The sequence below is a fragment of the Bacteroides sp. 43_46 genome (genome assembly GCF_001915455.1).
Lineage (GTDB): Bacteria > Bacteroidota > Bacteroidia > Bacteroidales > Bacteroidaceae > Bacteroides > Bacteroides caccae.
The window spans coordinates 19,267-39,294 of record NZ_MNQN01000041.1 but is presented as its reverse complement, the minus strand read 5'-3'; the positions used below and the strand labels follow the sequence as shown (position 1 = coordinate 39,294).

The window sequence follows — 20,028 nt, the reverse complement described above, 5'->3', positions numbered from 1 at the left end:
CTGTTGGGATGTGGATTACCGTATTTTTGAGAGCGCCAAGGACTTTGCCAAGTGGTGTATTTGTATAGCAAATGCCGACCAAAACCTGTCTTATTATGTAAAGCATATCCTTTTTAAACTTCGGGCGAATCCGCAACCCCAAGACCGTGTCCTGCATGGGCAAATACAAAAGAAAATCCAAGAAGCGTTGGAGTGGGGCAAAAAGCATTTGGCTCTCCCTAACCTGACCTTGGAACTAACAGGCAAAATAGAACAATATCTTGCTGGGCTGTTGGAGCAGTCGGCAGACGGTATGAGCGTCGCAGAGGAACGACGAATATTCAATACCGCCTGTTAGTCCTCTTTCTATTCAAATAAGGCTTGGTAATCATCATAGGGTGTAAACTTCACTTCCTAAGTTTACTCTTCGGGTGATTATCAAGCCTTATCTTTTAACAGAGGGGTCTATTGGTCGTGCACAGCCAAAAACTTATCAAATACAATAAAAGTATTCGGTGGGGGGTAATGATGGCTTAAACGCTCTAATACGAGGTTGCTTAATTCTATGTGATAAGGTGGTTATGCTCGGTATGCTCGGTCGATAGAATGAATACAGGTTGTAAGTAAAGAGGATGTAACACTCTCAAATCTTCATTGTATGATGATAAACTTATGTAATGACAGGGTATTACGTCATAGAGGGCTTGCAATGTGGGGGACAAAAATGTCATGCAGCACCTAAAAACGAGTGGAATGTAATCGAATGGTAAGGTCTGTTTGAGGTCGTGGGTATGATGATGAGGCTGTTTCGAGGCATCCATAAGAGATACGACATTTCAAAATGTGAACTATCAATAAATGAGTAAATTTGTTCCACGACATCCCTAAAAACGTTTGTAGAACGTTGGATTTTAGTTATATTTGTCCCGCTAACAGGTTAACGACCTGTTGGTGACATATTAATTAAAGGAAGCGTTTAGCTTTATCCCGTTTTAGAAATTCTGGTAAAATTTCATGTGGTACGGGGATAGACGATGCAAACGCTCATGCTAATCTTGTATATATCAGTGATATATATGGCTTGGCGTGGGGTGTCGTTTTATCTTGTACCACGGGTTTACCAGAGCCTCTAAAACAGATAATTCTAACAGCCTCACGCTATCTTTTTATATAAACCTTTCCTGTCGGGGCTGTGGGGAGCAAATCTACGATATTATGAAAAGAACTTTGCTATTTCTGATGAGTGTAATAATGGTTCTTTCTGCTTATGCTCAAAAATCCACTTCTATTAAGGTTTTTGAATATCCCGATTATCTGTGTCCTAATCCTTATACAGGTCAACCTATATACGGTGGTAACACACTTGCAATTAGTTATTCAGAAAAGAAAAACTCCTATGGAATGGAGTTTAGATATGGCTATGTAAAATATTCGTTAAGCCTCAGTTATAAAGGCATGGATAATGGAAGATATGTTTATACAGGCTTTGAGATTGGAAACATGGCGGAAGCCATTGTAATGACTTCTACAAAACTAAGTCGTTTCCTTGATAACTATGGGCAGATGCAAAGTGAAACGTTTGAAAAGGATAAGCTAATTGAACTACATATAAGTGGCTCGGGGAGTTTATCTGTCTATCCAATAAAAGATACCCCTGAAAGACGTAAAAGGATAGAGGAAAAAGTTGCTAAACAGGAAGTAGAAAATGCAGCCCGAAATAAACTCGAAGAACTTTATCCGTATGGAGTTCAATACCTACAAGATAGTCTAAAACAACAAGTTGTTAAGGAGTTCTTTAACAATGCTGGTGAGGTTAAATCATTTAATTTACAGCCCTATTCTTTCCATACTTATATTGCTGTTATTGACACTAATAAACAGGTTACAGTCATTCAAAAAGATGAAGTTGTGTTGAATGCAGAGCTGCAAAATGAGCAATTACATGGTAAAATAGAATACGAACCGTCAAGCACAAGTGGGAAAACTGCGAAAGCTGTTAATAGTAAAGTGTTCTTTAGTATGACATTTCATCCGGAGCTAAATATAAAGGAGCATCGTGGTAAAGTTGTATATGATAAGCATGGATTTTCCTATTTTGAAAATGCCAAGGTAAGTTATGCTGCACCTAATCAATTTATTCCTATTGAGGACATGAAAAAGGCGATTGAAACAAGTATAACTAAAAAAGGGCAATATTCTTTGTACTGGGAAACACTGGATAACAGACTTGTCTATTTAAGCTATAAAAGAATGGGGACGGGTATTCTTAAAGTACACGAACCTGTTGAGGCTTATTCTATATACAAGTAGCAATTAGTAACAATGAGGCTTCTAACGGAGCGTCTAAGACATGGGTAGGGCGATAGCTGTCCTACCCTGTTTGTTATAATGGGTTTGTCTCTAATAGAGGCATTAACGAATACTTGTAAAATTTGCTATGCAATAATGCAAAATCCACATAGCAAAAGGCAATAATCGGATTAAATAAACCAAGTTTCCCGGAAACCTTATTCGTAGGATATTCGCAGGTAAAAAATAAGGAGTTAAGTATTGTCTTAACTCCTTGATTTATATGTTGTTGTAAATTTATTATCGGTAATCTTATTCAATTCCCCCAGACGCGTACTCTACCGGGCTGAGCTACATCCCGAATTGCGGTTGCAAAAGTACTGATTAATTTTTAAATAGCAAATAATTTGCTTGATTTTTGTTTTATCAATTCACTTGAATAAGGTTTCTAACTGTTATAGAGCTAAAAGAATGAGGCTCGGTGAAGATAGGGATGACAAAGTATTGCGCAGCTTCTTCAGACTTGCCGTAAACCAATTGTTGGACATTAGGAGAAAAGTTCCTCTCCATTCATAGTAAACTTCCAATTATCAAGAAACAAAGTTGTTTTTCATTAATTGCAATCTATAAATGAAAGTTCCGTTTTTATAAATGAAACTTGCGTTTGTAAAAACGGAACTTGCATTTATAAAAACGAAGGCTTCGTTTATAGTTTGTTGCCGGTGCACAATCAGTTTAGTATCAATTAATGGCAAGTTTACTGTCAATCAGAAAGAAATTTGTTGTTAATAGATGAGTTGCTATATACTTGTTCTCATACGTGCGGCATTAGCTATTTCTTTGTTTTTGAATGCCATAAAAAACTTTTCTGTTTATAATAAATCTAAATACAGACTGGGGTAAAGAACTAAGGGAGGGGCGTTTTGTTTATAAAATAATGCAAATAATTAGTATGTAATTTCCTCTGTATAATACTTTATTTCCTTTTTTAACGAATGGTAAATTTGGATATTATACATTTGTGGAAAGTCTTTAAGAGAGAGGTGATAAATGCAAAACAACAAAAACAAAGAAACGTTAGAGATATATGTCTTAGGTGACGATTTCAAGTATTATGAGAATCTGAAGTATCTTCCTTTAACTTCTTATCCTTCTAATATTCAATCAGCTTTGATTGTATATAGTTTGAGAGGAACGGCTAAAATCAGTGTGCACGAAGACGTGCATTGGATACAACCTGATGAGTTAATCATATTGTTGCCCGGACAATTTGTTTCATTCAGTGAACCTAGTGAGGACTTTTTAACTGTCACAATGGTAATATCTTCCTCTATGTTCGGCGATGCCCTAAGTGGTGTACCGCGCTTTTCTCCGCATTTCTTTTTCTATATGCGGAGCCATTATTATTATCCTCAGAATGAACGTGATGTTCTGCGGATATATAACTATTTGGGAATGATAAAAGATAAGGTGATGTCTACTGACGCGTACAGGAGGGAATTGATTATTCATTTACTGAGGTATCTGTATCTCGAACTGTTCAATGCTTACGAGAAAGAATCGATGTTGGTGAATACCCGTAAGGATACCCGTAAAGAGGAATTGGCAAATAAATTCTTCAGCCTTATCATGAAGCACTTCAAAGAGAATAAGGATGTGGCTTTTTATGCGGACAAATTATGTATTACTTCCAAATACCTGACCATGGTAATCAAGGAAACGAGCGGAAAGTCTGCTAAAGACTGGATTGTTGAATATATTATACTGGAGATAAAGGCTCTGTTGAAAAACACGAGTCTGAATATTCAGGAAATTGCGATTAGGACGAACTTTGCTAATCAATCGTCGCTTGGACGTTTTTTTAGAAAACATACGGGGATGTCATTGTCCCAGTATCGAATGAGTCATTTGGATTGAGAAAGTGGGGATGATTGCGATGCAATTATCAATATATATGGGAGAATAAGGGAATCAAGAAAGGGGAGTGGTGTTGAAGCCATTCCCCTTATATTTTTATTTTTGTCCGGACTGGGTCAGATTCCCATGCATTCACGGTAGAAGTCCAGCATTTCGAAAATTGTATCTTTGTCGGCGATCTGATTGATACGGATGTCTCCGATATCTTTCAGCAGTGTGAAGTTGATGGTGCCGGAAGTGTTCTTCTTGTCATGTGTCATAAACGCGTATAGTTGCTCGTACTTCTTGCAGTCGAATGTGAATACGCCATAGTTGTCCTTGATAAATTGGATCGTCTGACGCATCTTCTCTTTTGGGAAACCTACTTTGAGATGGGATAGATACAGTTCGCAGACAATTCCCCAAGCTACTGCATATCCGTGGAGTACGGGACGGTTTTCTGCCAGTGCCATACTTTCGAATGCGTGTCCTACCGTATGTCCCAAGTTCAAGGCCTTGCGGATTCCATGTTCAAACGGGTCCTGCTCTACGATGTCTTCTTTCACTTGCACCGACCGGCCGACCAGTTGCTTGAGGGCAGTATAATCAATGTCCGAGGTATTGAAATTCAGTAATTCGGCCCAATGTGCAGTATTGCTGATTAGTCCGTGTTTCAACATTTCTGCATATCCGGAGAAGAAATTATGTGCATCCAGCGTCCGTAAGAATTCTGTTTCGATTAATACGCTGTTTGCTGGGGCAAATGAGCCGATTTCGTTCTTCAGTCCGTTGAAGTTGATTCCTGTCTTACCACCGACAGAGGCGTCTACCATTGCCAGTAAAGTTGTCGGTATATTGATGTATGCAATACCGCGTTTGAAAGTGGCGGCGGCAAAACCTCCCAAATCGGTTACCATTCCTCCACCAAGGTTGATGAGCAATGAGTGGCGTGTAGCTCCCTGGGTACTTAGTGACATCCATACGGAAGCCAGTGTCTCTAGTGTCTTATGCACGTCTTCGGCTCCGATGCAGATTTCAATCGCATCTTTCAATGCGGGGAGTTCCTTCAAGGCAGGCAGGCAGAGACGCCGGGTATGCTCGTCTGTGAGGATGAATAATTTGTCATGCGGACACTGTTCTATGGCGCGGCTAAGGCTTGTTTCCAAGCTTTCGCAGAGAATAACTTCTTGTTTACTCATGATTCTTTTGCTTTTTTACTTTGCAAATGTATATAAAATATCTTTTTTTACTTACTTTTGTCTCGTTAAAACGTTCAAATCATGAAAGCATTATTACCCGTATTTTGTCGTCCTGTGGGATATTTGGTCTTGTTGATAGCTCTGTTCATTCTTCCTGTGCTGTATATACAAGGAATGGTGACCGATCATAATCTGTTATTTTATAAAGAATGTACGAAGTTGCTGATGATGTCAGGATGCTTGTTGATAATCTTTGCATTAAGCAAGAATGAAAGCCGTGAAACGGAGCAGATTCGGAATGCGGCGGTTCGGAATGCAGTCTTTTTGACCTTCCTTTTTGTATTCGGCGGAATGTTGTGGCGTGTCATTCAAAGGGATATCATTAATGTGGATACTTCTTCTTTTCTGACTTTTTTGGTATTTAATGTGCTTTGTTTGGAGTTTGGTCTGCAAAAAGCGCGTGTTGATCGATTCTTCAAAAGATAATTTTCCTTTCAATTAAACCTTTTACGATTCAATTTGTCAAAAAGACATTGTTATTGCTACTAATATAATCGTAATTTAGGTAAATGAAAAGATTATCAGTCGGGTTGGTGCTGATGTTGTTATGCACCCTCTCTATTTTCGCACAGAATAAAGTGATTTCTGTTTCGGGACGTGTTGTGGAATCTGATTCTAAGGAGCCGGCAGCACAAGCCACCGTTCAATTATTGTCGTTACCCGATAGTGCTTATGCTGCTGGTATAGCCAGTAGTAATAAGGGCTGGTTTACGCTTCCGAAAGTGAAAGCCGGGAAATATCTGTTGAAGATTTCTTATATCGGTTTCCGTACAAAGTTTGTTCCTGTACAATTGTCAAACAATGTTCCTGAGAAAAAAATGGGGAATATTGCTCTGGAACCTGATGCTGTGATGTTGAGTGAGGCAGTGATTACGGGGACTGCTCCGGAGGTGACGGTGAAGGAAGATACGCTGGAGTATAATTCAACGGCTTATCGTACTCCTGAAGGTGCCATGCTGGAGGAGTTGGTAAAGAAACTTCCGGGAGCGGAGATTGATGATGACGGTAACGTCAAAATCAATGGTAAAGAAGTCAAGAAGATTATGGTGGACGGTAAGGAGTTCTTTGGCGGTGATGTGAAAACCGGTTTGAAGAATTTGCCGGTCAATATGATTGACAAGTTGAAAACATACGATAAAAAGTCCGACTTGGCCCGTGTTACCGGAATTGATGACGGAGAGGAGGAGACGGTTCTTGACTTGAAGGTGAAGAAAGGAATGAACCAGGGATGGTTCGGTAACGCGAATGTGGCAGGCGGGACTGAAAGCCGTTATTCAAGTAATGTAATGCTGAACCGTTTTGTTGAAAACAGTCAGTTCTCATTGATAGGATCAGCCAATAACGTGAATGACCAGGGATTTTCGGGCGGAGGAGGCCGACCCCGGTTCCGGAATAGCAACGGTTTGACCGCCACTAAGATGCTCGGTGCAAACTTTGCCACCCAGACGGATAAACTGGAACTAGGCGGTAGTGCCCGTTATAATTTTAGTGACAGAGACGCTATATCTACTAATTATTCGGAACGTTTCTTGCAGAATGGCAACTCCTATTCTAATTCGAACAGTAAAGGTCGTAATAAGAATACTAACTTTAATGCCGATTTTCGTCTGGAATGGAAACCGGATACGTTGACTAACATTATTTTCCGTCCTAATTTTTCTTATGGAAAATCTGATGGGTATTCGATTTCAGAATCGGGAACGTTTAATGAGGACCCTTTTAACCTTGTGTCTAATCCGAATGCTTTTTTGAATAAGGTGGTATGGGATAGTGAGGATGACCCTTTGAAGGATATCCGTGTAAATGCGAGTAACAGTGAATCTATGTCAGAGAGTAAGAGTCTTTCGGCTAATGCTTCTTTGCAGTTGAACAGGAGGTTGAACAGTCTGGGACGTAACATTACATTCCGTGGTACATTCAGTTATGGTGATAACGACAGTGAGTCGTTTAGTGAAGCATTGACGCGCTATTTTGACGCAGTGGCCGGAAAGCCGGATGATGATAACAGGCGGTATACCACATCTCCTACGAAGAACTATGATTACACGGCAGAATTGACTTATAACGAACCGATAGCGAAAGTTACTTTTTTGCAGTTCCGTTATAAATTCCAATATAAATATAGTGAAAGCGACAGAAGCACCTATGATCTGATACCGGATGCTGACAAAGGTCAGGTTTGGGACTGGCATTTTGGTGACGAACTTCCTCTGGGATATGAGAATAACAGGGATCAGGATTTGAGTAAATATGCCAAGTATAATTATTATAATCATGATATAAATGCAGGGTTGAATCTTATCAGAGAAAAATATAGATTTAATGTCGGAGTCTCTCTGCAACCGCAGAATACTACGTTGACTTATAAGAAATCGGAACTTGATACTATTGTGAAGCGGTCGGTCTTCAACTTTGCCCCGAATATTGATTTCCGTTATCGTTTCTCGAAGGTGAGCCAATTGCGCTTTACTTATCGCGGACGTGCGAGCCAGCCAAGTATGGAGAATTTGTTGGATATCACCGATGACTCAAACCCGCTGAATATCCGTATGGGTAACCCGGGATTGAAACCTTCTTTCTCTCATAATATGCGTTTGTTCTATAATACTTATAACGCGGACAGGCAGCAGGGGATAGTGGCACATGCTTTCTTCAATGCTACCCAGAATAGCATTACCAATGGTACTACTTATAATCAGGCTACCGGTGGAGTTACTGTGAAACCGGAAAATATCAATGGTAACTGGAATGCGTCGGGAATGTTCGGATTTAATACGGCTTTGAAGGATAAACGATTTACTGTCAGTACTTTCTCTCGTGTCGGATATACGAATGCGGTTGCTTATCTGTATAATCAACAGACAACTGTAAACGATAAGAATACAAGTACTACATTGAATTTAGGGGAAGATGTGAGAGGTACTTTTCGGAATGACTGGTTTGAGTTTACGGTGAACGGTTCTATAAATTATAACTTTGAGAAGAATAAGTTGCGTCCGGAGAATAACCAGGAACCGTACACTTTTGGTTATGGTGCCAGTACGAATATCAATATGCCTTGGAATATGTCATTGTCTACCAATATCACGAACAATGCCCGCCGCGGCTATCGGGATGCCAGTATGAACAGAAATGAACTTATCTGGAATGCACAAATTGCTCAGAGTTTCCTTAAAGGTAATGCGGCAACAATCAGTTTTGAGATTTATGATATATTGAAGCAACAGACTAATATCAGCCGTTCATTGACTGCCGATATGCGTTCTGTTTCTGAATATAATGGTGTAAATAGCTATTGTATGCTTCATTTTATCTATCGCCTGAATATCTTCGGAAATAAAGAAGCTCGCGGAAATATGCGTCACGGAGGTTTTGACGGTGGTGGTCATGGTCCTCGCGGTGGCGGAATGCGGCCCATGCGTTTCTAAGCCATAGCAAATATAGAATAGTGAAGTCCCGGTGCTGCGATGATGAGTTGTCACCGGGACTTTTTTGTTTATCCGATAATTTACTTTATATTTGTTGTTCCGTAGCTCTATAAAGAAGGAGATTTCTATGATTGATTGGAACTATATAGTGAGTCAGATAGCAACTGTGGCTTTTGATATACTCTATTTCGGAGCCATTATCAGTACGATTGTCATTATCATTCTTGACAATCGGAATCCTGTCAAGACTATGGCTTGGATACTCATCTTGCTTTTCCTGCCTATTGTGGGGCTTGTCTTTTACTTTTTCTTCGGCCGGAGTCAGCGTCGGGAGCGTATAATCGGACAAAAGAGCTACGACCGCTTGTTGAAGAAACCTATGGCGGAATACTTGGCGCAGGACTGTTCCGATATTCCCTATGAATACTCCCGTCTCATCCAGCTTTTTCGTCATACCAATCAGGCTTTTCCTTTCGAAGGGAACAGGGTGTCTGTCTATACGGAAGGCTACACCAAGTTACAGGCATTATTGCGCGAACTTCAGAAGGCGAAACAGCATATCCACATGGAATATTATATCTTTGAGGATGACGCCATTGGTCGTCTGGTGAGGGATGTATTGATAGAAAAGGCCTCGCAGGGAGTTGAAGTTAGGGTAATCTATGACGATGTGGGGTGCTGGCACGTACCCAATCGTTTTTTCGAGGAAATGCGTAATGCAGGCATTGAGGTGAGAAGCTTCCTGAAAGTGCGTTTTCCTTTGTTTACCAGTCGGGTAAATTATAGGAATCATAGAAAAATTGTAGTGATTGACGGGCGTGTGGGCTTTGTTGGCGGAATGAATCTTGCCGAACGCTATATGCGTGGCTTTTCTTGGGGAATATGGCGTGATACGCATATTATGCTCGAAGGCAAAGCGGTGCATGGTCTACAGACGGCTTTCCTGCTCGACTGGTATTTTGTGGACCGTACGTTGATTACAGCTTCCCGTTACTTCCCGAAAATAGATTCTTGCGGAACTTCTCTTGTGCAGATAGTCACAAGTGAACCTATCGGTCCATGGAAGGAGATTATGCAGGGATTGACCGTGGCAATTACCGGTGCGAAAAAGTACTTCTATATGCAGACCCCTTATTTCTTGCCGACGGAACAAATATTGGCAGCTATGCAAACTGCAGCTTTATCAGGAGTGGATGTGCGTCTTATGTTGCCGGAACGTGCTGATAACTGGATTACACATCTTGGGTCGCGTTCCTATCTGCGGGATGTGATGCAGGCGGGCGTTAAGGTTTTCTTTTATAAAAAGGGATTCCTGCATTCTAAATTAATGGTTTCGGATGATATGCTTTCTACGGTTGGTTCCACTAACGTGGACTTCCGCAGCTTTGAGCATAATTTTGAGGTGAATGCTTTCATGTATGATGTGGAGACAGCGCTTGAGATGAAAGAAATATTCCTTCAGGATCAGCGCGAAAGCACGCAGATATTCTTGAAAAACTGGGTAAGGCGTTCATGGAGGCAGAAGGCAGCGGAGTCTGTTGTTCGTCTGTTGGCTCCGCTACTTTAAATGTTATTCTGTGGTGAAATCTTATCTGAAGAGAGAGAAGTTAACACTTCCGTAAACTCTTCTTTCAATGAAGTGAGGGTTCTCTTCAAAATTATTATCTTTTCCATGTTCCAGTACAAATAATCCGTCTTCTTTGAGAAGGTTATTCTTGAAGATTAACTCCGGTATGGTTTCCAGTTCTTTTAGGGCGTAAGGAGGATCAGCAAAGATAAAGTCAAACTGTTCGCGACTGTTATTGATAAACTTGAATACATCTCCCCGTATCGGCAGACATTTGTCAGTCTGCACTTCCTTCATAATCTTGCAGATGAATGAATAGTGAGCCGGCTCCTTCTCAACACTGATAACGCGGTCGCAGCCTCTGGATACCAGTTCGATACTGATACTGCCTGTTCCGGCAAACAAATCGAGTGCAGTGACTCCTTCCTCGAAATCAATATAATTGTTGAGTACATTAAACAGATTCTCTTTGGCAAAATCTGTCGTAGGACGTGCTTTAAAGGTTCGGGGCACATCAAATCTTCTTCGTTTATAAATACCGCTGATTACTCGCATGTTAATAAGGCTTGCATGTCAATATTAGTTGCAGGATTCATGATGAATACCTGTAAGATGAATTTTCTAAGTTCGTTCATCAGAATTTCTTTGTCGGGAAGGGTGCCGGTGAGATGAAGCTCATCCCGTTCCTGGTTGAATTCTAATTGTTTCCACGCATACAGCAAATAGTAAATACGATCTTCTGTATGGGAGCACTCGAAAGAATTAGCAAGCAGGAGATGTCCCCGTTCGAAACAATAGATGTCGATGCCTTCCTCACGTACGGAAACATACATTTTCTTGCTATTGCCCAGTCTGCTTTTTACGGAGAAATATTCAATGAGCGGAGTCGATTGAGAATAAAAACGAGCTTCGGGGTATTGTTCGGTTAGAAAAGAGTATGCGCTTCTGTCTATACCGAAGACAATAACTACATTATTTTTTTTCAGAATATTGTAAATGACCGTTTCATTTTCCCGCTTCTGATGGTTGTGATAGAATAAAAGGTCGGCCTGCTCTTCTTCAAACAAATCCAATGGCACTATCGTAAAACGCTTGCTAGCCAGCATGATGTTTACCCGTTTGTAAGAATGACCTAAGAAGTCCGATTCGTGAAACACAGCCTTGAGATTGGCTGTAAGAGATAAAGACGTATCAATCTCCTTTTCTATCACTGAGAAAGAGTCGTCATGAATCGGGTTATAGATAGAAAAAGAAAATCCATCCGTACTAAGACGGATGGATAAAGTATATTGTTTTGATTTAGTAAAATCAATCATTATTCCCAGTTACCAGCACCATTGTTTGGAGTGTCGATAGAACCTACCATCAAACCACTGTATTTACCTAATTTGGAATCTAAGTCTTTCAGGTTGATAATTTCCTGTTTGTCGAGTCCGCTCAAATAAGTATCGTATGGAGCTTTTACTTCGAACAAGTATACAGGAGCACCGGATTTAGCGGTATCGTTTCTAACATTCATTTCGAATTGAGCGCCATTTCCATGAGGGATAAATTTCATAGAATCCGGATTGAATCCTTTCGGATAGATAGTATCCAATACAGCTACCCACATAGTGTCACGTTTGAAGTTTTCAAGTCCCCATTTCTTAACTTCGTCATATCTGCCGGTCTTCTTAGCTTTTTCGATGATCGACATTGCTTTCTTTTCAGTTAATCCGTCTTCCAACTGCTTGTCTGTCAATTGTCCGATTTTCATAACGAACGGCAACTTCTGATTCTTAACGAAGTCAATCAATGTGTCCAATTTAGGAGCATACATTCCGTGGTGAAGCATACGGTATTCCTGCTGTGCTTTACGGATGTCAATTAGACGGGCAATGACTGCTTTTTCTCTGTCTTTTTTTGCGTTTTCAAAATTGATAGGACCCATGATGCTGTTGTAGCAGATGTAAATCAGTGCAGCAGCACAGAGCACTAATACAATATTAAATACTGTTTTCATGATAAATTATGTTTTTAGTTGTTATATTCGCATCGCAAAAATAGAATAAATTAATTTAAATACGATAGTTCCAGGAACTTTTTTCTCGTACAAAAATGATAAATAACTATTTAGAAAGGCAAATTAAGGAAAATTTTCCTTATGAACCAACTTTAGAGCAGGAAATTGCTGTAAAATCTCTTTCAGAGTTTCTTCTGTCTACCTTGGCGGATGAAGTTTTCATCCTCAGAGGCTATGCCGGTACTGGTAAAACATCTCTAGTAGGGGCATTGGTGAAAACGATGAACCAGTTGCAGCAAAAGTCTGTTTTACTGGCTCCAACGGGACGTGCGGCAAAAGTTTTTTCGGCCTATGCGGGACATTCTGCCTTTACTATCCATAAGAAAATATATAGACAACAGTCTTTTTCTAATGAAATCAGTAATTTTTCGATTAATGACAATCTTGCTACAAATACTTTGTTTATTGTTGATGAGGCTTCGATGATTTCTAATGAAGGGTTGTCGGGCAGTGTATTCGGTACGGGACGTTTGTTGGATGACTTGGTGCAGTTCGTGTATTCGGGACAAGGTTGCCGTCTTTTGTTAATGGGAGATACGGCACAGCTTCCGCCGGTGGGAGAGGAGTTAAGTCCCGCGTTGTTTGCCGATGCATTGAAAGGATATGGACTTGAAGTTCGTGAGGTCGATTTGACTCAAGTAGTTCGTCAGGTGCAACAATCCGGCATCTTGTGGAATGCGACTCAATTGCGGCAATTGATAGCAGCAGATGAATGCTATTCGTTACCAAAGATAAAAGTGACCGGCTTTCCGGATATACAAGTCGTTCCGGGAGTAGAATTGATAGAAAAGCTGACCGATTGTTATGACCATGACGGAATGGATGAGACGATTGTGATTTGTCGCTCTAATAAACGCGCGAACTTATATAATAATGGAATACGTGCGCAGATACTTTGGCGGGAAGATGAATTGAATTCCGGAGATATGTTAATGGTAGCCAAGAATAATTATTATTGGACGGAGAAATATAAAGAAATGGATTTCATAGCCAACGGAGAGATTGCAATTGTTCGCCGTGTCCGTCGTACCCGTGAAATGTACGGCTTCCGTTTTGCGGAAGTCACTCTCAGATTTCCCGATCAGAATGATTTTGAATTGGATGCTAATTTGTTGTTGGATACTCTACATTCAGATTCGCCTGCATTACCGAAAGCGGATAATGACCGGTTATTTTACACAGTGCTGGAAGATTATATCGATATTCCCAATAAACGTGACCGGATGAAAAAGATGAAAGCTGACCCACATTATAATGCGTTACAAGTGAAGTATGCGTATGCGGTCACTTGTCATAAGGCACAAGGTGGCCAGTGGCAGAATGTGTTCCTGGATCAGGGATATATGACGGATGAATACTTGACTCCCGATTACTTTCGTTGGTTGTATACGGCGTTTACTCGTGCGACGAAGACGTTGTATTTGGTGAATTATCCGAAAGAACAAGTGGAGTGATTTAGTTGAAAAAAACAGTAGATTAAAGGAGAAGTTCCCAATCTACTGTTTTTCTGATTCTATCTAAGAAGACAAGTTCCTGTCATTAGATTTTTTCAGGCTTTGGCACAAAGAGTTTTAGCACTTTGTTAGTGACTGATTATCGGAAGTTGTTTGGCTGTACACGTTGACCATTGTCATTATTTGTATCTGCCACATCCCACCAGATTTTCGTTCCTTGGTTGTCGCCCATCGGCCGGTTGGGGTTAAAGGATTCACTTTGCGGGTATTTGATCCGTTTGATGAACTTACCTTCAGGCACGTCACCGTCCGAGTTGTTTTCTTCGATATTCAGCAATTCAGGATAATCTGTACGGCGGAATTCTGCCCAACCTTCATTGCCGTTCGGGAAGATCGAAATCCATTTTTGGGTGATGATCTCTTTCAAGGCTTTCTCCTTGTCACTTCCGGATACATCTTGTTTGTTCTTCAATCCGTCAATATAGGCTTGTTTTTTAGCCTCATCAATATTATAGTAATCCATGGACGCTCTAATTCCGTCAATATAATATTGCTCAACTGAGCCTGTCGTCCAATTTCTGAGAGCAGCTTCTGCCAACATGAACCGACTCTCCGCATAGCTCATCCAAACCAGTTCGCGAGCTTCGCTAAACCAATAGTTATCATCTAAATTATTATGATCCGAACTTATCAGTTTATTACATCTTACAGGAGAGTAACTTTTTGTCGCGTCCTCTCCTTGTACATCCATATTGCCAATCGGACATCCGGCAAAGTCCTTATTGCTTTCTTTGGCTTCCTTAAGATCTGAAAATGGACTTGGGCGCCACCACAGTATTTCGCATCGGGGATCTAATACTTCAGATTCATTTTTATAGGCCTTTTCCAAATCTTTCGACATAACCATTTGCGCTCCCCAACCGAATATCAGCGCATGGATATTTTCAGATCCGCCGCCTCCTTCACCACCTTTGTCGATAGGGGCAACTTTCGGTACAGTTCTCATGTTGTCTGCATTGCTTTGCATCAAACCATAAGTACTCTCGATTGCTTTTTTCCCTTCTTCTTGGGCACGATCCGGATCGACATTTGAAATACGAAGCGCCAGACGCAAACGTAAAGTATTGGCAAAGCGTAACCATTTGTTGATGTCGCCTCCATAGCAACGGTCATTACTTCCTTTTCCTTCTCCCCAGTTCAAACCTTTGTCGGGTTTGATGTTGGTGATAGCTTCATCCAGCAGTTTGAACATAGCATCGTACACATCCTTTTGGCTGGTATATGAAATATACTGTGTCGGGGGTAACATTCCTTTTATGTAGTACGACAATGGAATATCACCGTATGTATCTGTCTGCATAGAAATGAGGAATGCATAATAAATACGGGTTACGTAGAACTCGTTCCAGTATTTGTCTTTATTGACGAAATGACAGACTTTGATAATTTGTGCATATTCGTTTGCAGTACGGTCATTATAGAAATGATCCCATCTGTTTTTGGACCAGTCGTCAGTATATACGTATGTGCAGGCTTTTTCATGGAAACCGGCAGATGTATTTGCCATATAGCCGGCATAAATGTCATGAGTTAAGTTGGTGGTTACCTGATAATCATTGTAAGGTCCCTCATTCGTTAGATTACGGAACAAACTACCAATTGAAGTTTCTGCTTCTTTTAATGCTTTTATATCAGCTTCAGGCAGTTCATAATCAATATCAATGCCTTCAGGACTTACATCGGTATTAGAAGTACCCGGTGAATAAGGAGGTTCGTACGGGTTGGTGTTCATTTCATCAAAATCTGAGCAAGCTGCTAGAGCAAGTAGAGATGCGAATGCAAGTGTTTTATAATAGAATTTCATAACTTCTTTTTATGTTTAGATTAGAAACCAAGATTAATAGAAAGACCGAATGTACGTGTGTAAGGAACAGACATATAATCGATAGCTTGAGAGAACATACTTGTGTCATAACCTCCTTCGGGACTTGTTCCCGGTGTATGTTTCATCAGGTAAGCCAAGTTACGGGCAACGAATGCTACGTTCAGTGAAGTTAAAGGAGTCTTCTTCAGTATGGATTTCGGGAAAGAATAACCTAATGACAATTCTTTCAATTTGATGAATGAAGCATCGTATACGAATTCTTCGGCCATACCACTCATTGATGTGTAATACCTTTGAGCGTTCATAGCTGTTGAGTTTACAGTACCGTCGGCGGTCACACCCGGAGCAACGATTTTCCAGCCATTCTCTGCATTACCACGATTAGCGGTGCGTGCTGCCAATCCTGTGCTGGTTGCCATTGCCTCGGATACAGAAACAATGTCACCACCAAATTTCATATCGAACAATGCAGAAAGAGTAAATCCTTTGTAGGTGAATGATGGAGAAACGGACATTAATAAGTCCGGTTCAATATTACCGATCGGATGATCCAATGTGTATTGGAAAGCGTCTTCACCGGAGACCTTGGTCGGACGGCCTTGTTTATTAACTATCATATTACCGTTTTCATCACGCTTGTACAGGTTTTTGGCATAAATTTCACCCAAGCGGTGTCCTACGCGTGTACCGACATTGATTGGGAAATTTGCATCTCCATTGAAGAAGAGATAATCAACGCCATCTGCCAGTTCTTTTACTTTAGATACATTCCTGGATAAGTTGATATTCAAATCGAACGTGAAATCTTTCGTTTGTACAGGAGTAGAATATAGCATGAATTCGAATCCTTGGTTGACAATTAAACCGGAGTTAATCATTTTACCACCACTCCAAGGAGCCGGTGCAGGGACTTTCATGATCTGGTTCTTGGTACGGCTGTTGTAATAAGTGAAGTCGAATCCCAGACGATTATTGAGGAATTTCATATCCAAACCGGCTTCATACGAGGAGGAAATCTCCGGCTTCAACTGGTCATTCTTTTTAATATCAGATTTTGTGATATTGAGCACTCCGTTGCTGAATGCATAGCTCAATGTATTATACAGGTTGTATGGTTCTGTATCTTTACCTACTTGTGCGGCAGATAGGCGAACTTTGGCAAATGTGAGCCATGAAGGTAATGTCTTGTCTAATGAACGAAGAAAATCTGTTATGATGAAACTTAAGTTTGCAGATGGATAGAAGAATGAACGGTTGCTGGAGGGTAATGTGGACGACCAGTCGTTACGTGCAGTCAAGTCCATTGACAAATACTCTTTCCATGCAAGTTGTGCAGATGCAAATACAGAGTTGGTAGCGCGTTCGTGTCCATCTTCAGCAGCACTGTTCAGAATGTTTGCGGCATTGAATATCCATTGGTTCTTGTTTACCATGTCTTTTGTTTCAGCCGACAAGGTCTCAAATTTCTGATACATGAAGTTGGCACCTACTGTGTAGCCGATACGGAAATTTTCTCCGATACGGTTGTCTCCGGCAAGGATAAATTCTGCATTTGACTCAAAGAAGTTTTCCTCACTGCGGCTCATACGGTCATCGGTAATGTTTTCGATAGTTTTACCGATACCGTTCGATAAGTCGGTGCTTTGAACACGTGTACGGTAATAGTCGAATGCATATTTGGCGCTAAAGTGTAACCAGTCGGTAAAGTTGATTTTTGCGTTGTAGTATCCGAAAGCTCTCCAACGTTCGTCAGAATTATGGCGCTGGTCTTGTACGTAATATGGATTTTCCAATCCGGGGTTCGGGCCTGCCCAATTCACGTGTGCGGAGTTTTCTGTTGAATAATTCTTTAAATCATCCAAAGACACGTTGTGCGGAATACCGATTAACTGTGCAATAACTCCATAACTTCCGAAATAGGGACGATCTTCTGCCTTGGTTCGTGATAAGGAGACTTTTCCTTCCATAGAGAGATATTTGTTCATTTCTGTACCGGCGTTCAGGTCAATATTTATCTTATCCAATTTCTCGTTCGGGAATAAACCTTTATTGTTAGAACTGCCGAAAGATGCACGGAAATGAGACTTGTCGGTTACATTACTGATAGACACATTATGGTTGTGGGCAAAACCGGTGTTGAAATAATCTTCCAGTTTGTTTCCATACTTAGAATAAGCACGTTGTTCTCCGTTCCAGGCTTCTACCATGTGTCCATCCAATTCGCTACCCCAACTACTGCTCGCAGCCTTATTGTAAACACCGTCTGTTCCTTGACCGTAGCGTTCCTGCATTTTCAGTGTTTCAGCTACTGTGCTCCATGTGAAGTTCCCGCTATAACGAACACCGAATCCTTCTTTTTTTGAACCTTTTTTGGTTGTTATCAGGATGACACCATTACCGGCACGTGAACCGTAGAGAGCGGCAGCATTCGGACCTTTCAGTACAGAAATGGTTTCGATGTCATCGGGATTAATGTCGACAGAGGCACCGCCACGGTCTACACCGCCATAGTAAGAAGCGTCAGAACTATTGTTGTCGCTGAAAGGCACACCATCGATAATCCATAAAGGTTGGTTATTGTCTGATAAGGAGGAATTACCACGAATCGTAATCTTGGTGGAACCTCCCAAACCTGTACCTGCCGTATTCATCTGAAGACCTGCCACTTTTCCTTGCAAAGCGCTTGTCACAGAAGGATCTCCGGTCTTGTTCAGCTGGTCGCTTTTTATTTCCTGAACTGCATATCCCAGCATTTTCTTTTCGCGTTTGATACCTAATGCGGTAACGACGACTTCATCGATAACTTGAGTATCGTCCGACATCGTGACATTGAGAGTCGGTTTGTTGCCCGGAATCTCTAATGTCTTATATCCTATATAGGAAAATACCAATACAGGCTGTTCACCGCTGACCTTGAGGGTATAATTGCCATCCATGTCTGTAATGGTACCATTACTTGTTCCTTTTTGCAGGATACTGACACCAATCAGCATTTCTCCTTTAGTATCGATGACTTGTCCGGTAATCGTGTGTTCCTGGCCAACTTGTTGTTGGTTGGTTTGTTGTGCATTTTTTTCTGACAGGTATACAATATTGTCTTCTACCTTGTACGAAATGCTTGTTCCGCTCAGAAGAGAGTTGAGGACTTGTTCTAAAGAAGCGTCTTTTACATTCACTGCCTCTACTTGGGTGGCAGATAACTTGTCGTTATAAAAGAATTGATACTTAGACTGGGACTGTATCTGTTTAATAACAGTTCCTAAGTTTGTGCGTGTAGTTGATAATGTCAACTGTGCGGTAGCCCATTGTAATGGGATTGCCATGAAAATTAAAACCAATAAAGCTCGAAGTAAGTTCGACTTTTGAATAGAATGATTGCTTTCCATACATTTAATTTAATGGTTGTATAAAAATTATTGAACTAATAAAAGAAGTCTTATTTTCTTCTTTTATAAATAAAACAATGCTAACGCAATAAACACTTAGTCTAATTTATCTTTTTTTCTTTATATAATTAAGAGTATTATGATTTCGTGTGTAAATCCCTTTGTACTATCATTGCAGTGCTTCTCATTTAAGAGTTGTGACATGGGCTTGGCACAGTTGTGCCACCACGGTGTCATTGTTGTGACAAGCCCGTGGCACAGTTGTGCCAATGCTGTGTTGCAGTTATGTCAATTGAGAGACCGGATTACCAGTCATAGTCTTCAACGTATGCATCAAATTCTTGTGTGGTGGTAACTCCGCAGTTTCTGAGGATATTCAGTATATGCTGTTGTTCGGAAGGAGAGAGTAAACGTTCGCCTTTACGGGCACGATAGTAGGTTCTGCGTCCTAAATAGTTCATTAGGTGCAGGATAACGGTTTGCATTTGTTTATAAGGTAGATTCTCTAAGATTCCGATGAATCCTTGGGCGTATCGTACTTTTGTACTGGAACGGTAATGGGGACAGCCGCCTTTCACGGTAGACAGATATTTGGGACTGATGATAATCCAGTGTTCTATGTTTTCCGGTACGCTTTGTTCTGTAAGTTGTCTTAGGCAGGTACCTGCTTGGGGGCATTGTCGGTTAAGGCACATCGAATATTGATAAGGGACTTTTGCAAAGTCAATTTTTTCTTCCATGATTTGTAGATGTTTGTTGAGCAAAAGTAGTGAAAACTTATTGAAAAATAGCCTGAAAGCAAAGAAGTTTACTTTCAGGCTAC

Annotated in this window: 13 protein-coding genes and 1 pseudogene; 7 read left to right on the top strand and 7 right to left on the bottom strand. The window is 40.8% G+C overall.

Annotation, left to right across the window (positions count from 1 at the left end; genetic code table 11):
* From BHV72_RS04185 to BHV72_RS04175, 3 genes and pseudogenes are all read left to right on the top strand, one after another.
* A pseudogene (locus BHV72_RS04185) lies at positions 1 to 337 on the top strand (phage/plasmid replication domain-containing protein); the annotation flags it as partial.
* A gap of 857 nt (positions 338 to 1,194) precedes the next feature.
* Positions 1,195 to 2,289 carry a hypothetical protein gene (locus tag BHV72_RS04180; protein ID WP_232307389.1) on the top strand — a complete coding sequence of 365 codons (1,095 nt, stop codon included), beginning with the start codon at positions 1,195 to 1,197 and terminating at the stop codon, positions 2,287 to 2,289.
* Positions 2,290 to 3,318: 1,029 nt separating this feature from the next.
* On the top strand, positions 3,319 to 4,185 hold the full coding sequence (locus BHV72_RS04175; protein ID WP_005677134.1) for a helix-turn-helix domain-containing protein: 867 nt from the start codon (positions 3,319 to 3,321) through the stop codon (positions 4,183 to 4,185).
* Between the two features lie 116 nt (positions 4,186 to 4,301).
* On the opposite strand, the gene aroB is transcribed toward BHV72_RS04175, so the two are convergent.
* Positions 4,302 to 5,363 (bottom strand): 3-dehydroquinate synthase, encoded by a 1,062-nt coding sequence (aroB, locus tag BHV72_RS04170; protein WP_005677135.1) that lies wholly within the window; start codon positions 5,361 to 5,363, stop codon positions 4,302 to 4,304.
* Between the two features lie 81 nt (positions 5,364 to 5,444).
* Here aroB and BHV72_RS04165 point away from each other — a divergent pair, with 81 nt between their 5' ends.
* From BHV72_RS04165 to cls, 3 genes are all read left to right on the top strand, one after another.
* Positions 5,445 to 5,849, top strand: coding sequence for a hypothetical protein (locus tag BHV72_RS04165; protein WP_005677136.1), 405 nt, complete (start codon positions 5,445 to 5,447; stop codon positions 5,847 to 5,849).
* 83 nt (positions 5,850 to 5,932) lie between these two features.
* Complete coding sequence (locus BHV72_RS04160) at positions 5,933 to 8,851, top strand: TonB-dependent receptor (protein WP_286854870.1); 2,919 nt, start codon at positions 5,933 to 5,935, stop codon at positions 8,849 to 8,851.
* A gap of 127 nt (positions 8,852 to 8,978) precedes the next feature.
* The gene (gene cls, locus BHV72_RS04155; protein WP_005677138.1) at positions 8,979 to 10,418 is read left to right on the top strand and encodes a cardiolipin synthase; all 1,440 of its coding nucleotides are present in this window, start codon (positions 8,979 to 8,981) and stop codon (positions 10,416 to 10,418) included.
* Between the two features lie 21 nt (positions 10,419 to 10,439).
* Here the strand turns inward: cls and BHV72_RS04150 are convergent, their stop codons facing one another.
* The 3 genes from BHV72_RS04150 to BHV72_RS04140 are packed head-to-tail and all read right to left on the bottom strand — an operon-like array spanning position 10,440 to position 12,420.
* A complete protein-coding gene (locus BHV72_RS04150; RefSeq protein WP_005677139.1) occupies positions 10,440 to 10,973 on the bottom strand; it encodes an RsmD family RNA methyltransferase in 534 nt (177 codons plus the stop codon).
* Complete coding sequence (locus BHV72_RS04145) at positions 10,964 to 11,734, bottom strand: DUF3822 family protein (RefSeq protein ID WP_022043003.1); 771 nt, start codon at positions 11,732 to 11,734, stop codon at positions 10,964 to 10,966. The genes BHV72_RS04150 and BHV72_RS04145 overlap by 10 nt, the downstream gene beginning before the upstream one ends.
* The gene (locus BHV72_RS04140) at positions 11,734 to 12,420 is read right to left on the bottom strand and encodes a hypothetical protein (RefSeq protein WP_005677143.1); all 687 of its coding nucleotides are present in this window, start codon (positions 12,418 to 12,420) and stop codon (positions 11,734 to 11,736) included. Before BHV72_RS04140 ends, BHV72_RS04145 begins: the two co-directional genes overlap by 1 nt.
* A gap of 95 nt (positions 12,421 to 12,515) precedes the next feature.
* On the opposite strand from BHV72_RS04140, the gene BHV72_RS04135 reads away from it, so the two are divergent.
* The gene (locus BHV72_RS04135) at positions 12,516 to 13,934 is read left to right on the top strand and encodes an ATP-dependent DNA helicase (protein ID WP_005679856.1); all 1,419 of its coding nucleotides are present in this window, start codon (positions 12,516 to 12,518) and stop codon (positions 13,932 to 13,934) included.
* A 139-nt stretch (positions 13,935 to 14,073) separates the two neighbouring features.
* Here BHV72_RS04135 and BHV72_RS04130 read toward each other — a convergent pair whose 3' ends face one another.
* The 3 genes from BHV72_RS04130 to BHV72_RS04120 form a co-directional block, all read right to left on the bottom strand.
* Positions 14,074 to 15,798 (bottom strand): SusD/RagB family nutrient-binding outer membrane lipoprotein, encoded by a 1,725-nt coding sequence (locus BHV72_RS04130; protein WP_022043005.1) that lies wholly within the window; start codon positions 15,796 to 15,798, stop codon positions 14,074 to 14,076.
* Between the two features lie 20 nt (positions 15,799 to 15,818).
* A complete protein-coding gene (locus BHV72_RS04125) occupies positions 15,819 to 19,205 on the bottom strand; it encodes a SusC/RagA family TonB-linked outer membrane protein (RefSeq protein WP_122294814.1) in 3,387 nt (1,128 codons plus the stop codon).
* A 305-nt stretch (positions 19,206 to 19,510) separates the two neighbouring features.
* On the bottom strand, positions 19,511 to 19,945 hold the full coding sequence (locus BHV72_RS04120) for a DUF6078 family protein (RefSeq protein WP_005677148.1): 435 nt from the start codon (positions 19,943 to 19,945) through the stop codon (positions 19,511 to 19,513).
* Between the last annotated feature and the right edge of the window lie 83 nt (positions 19,946 to 20,028).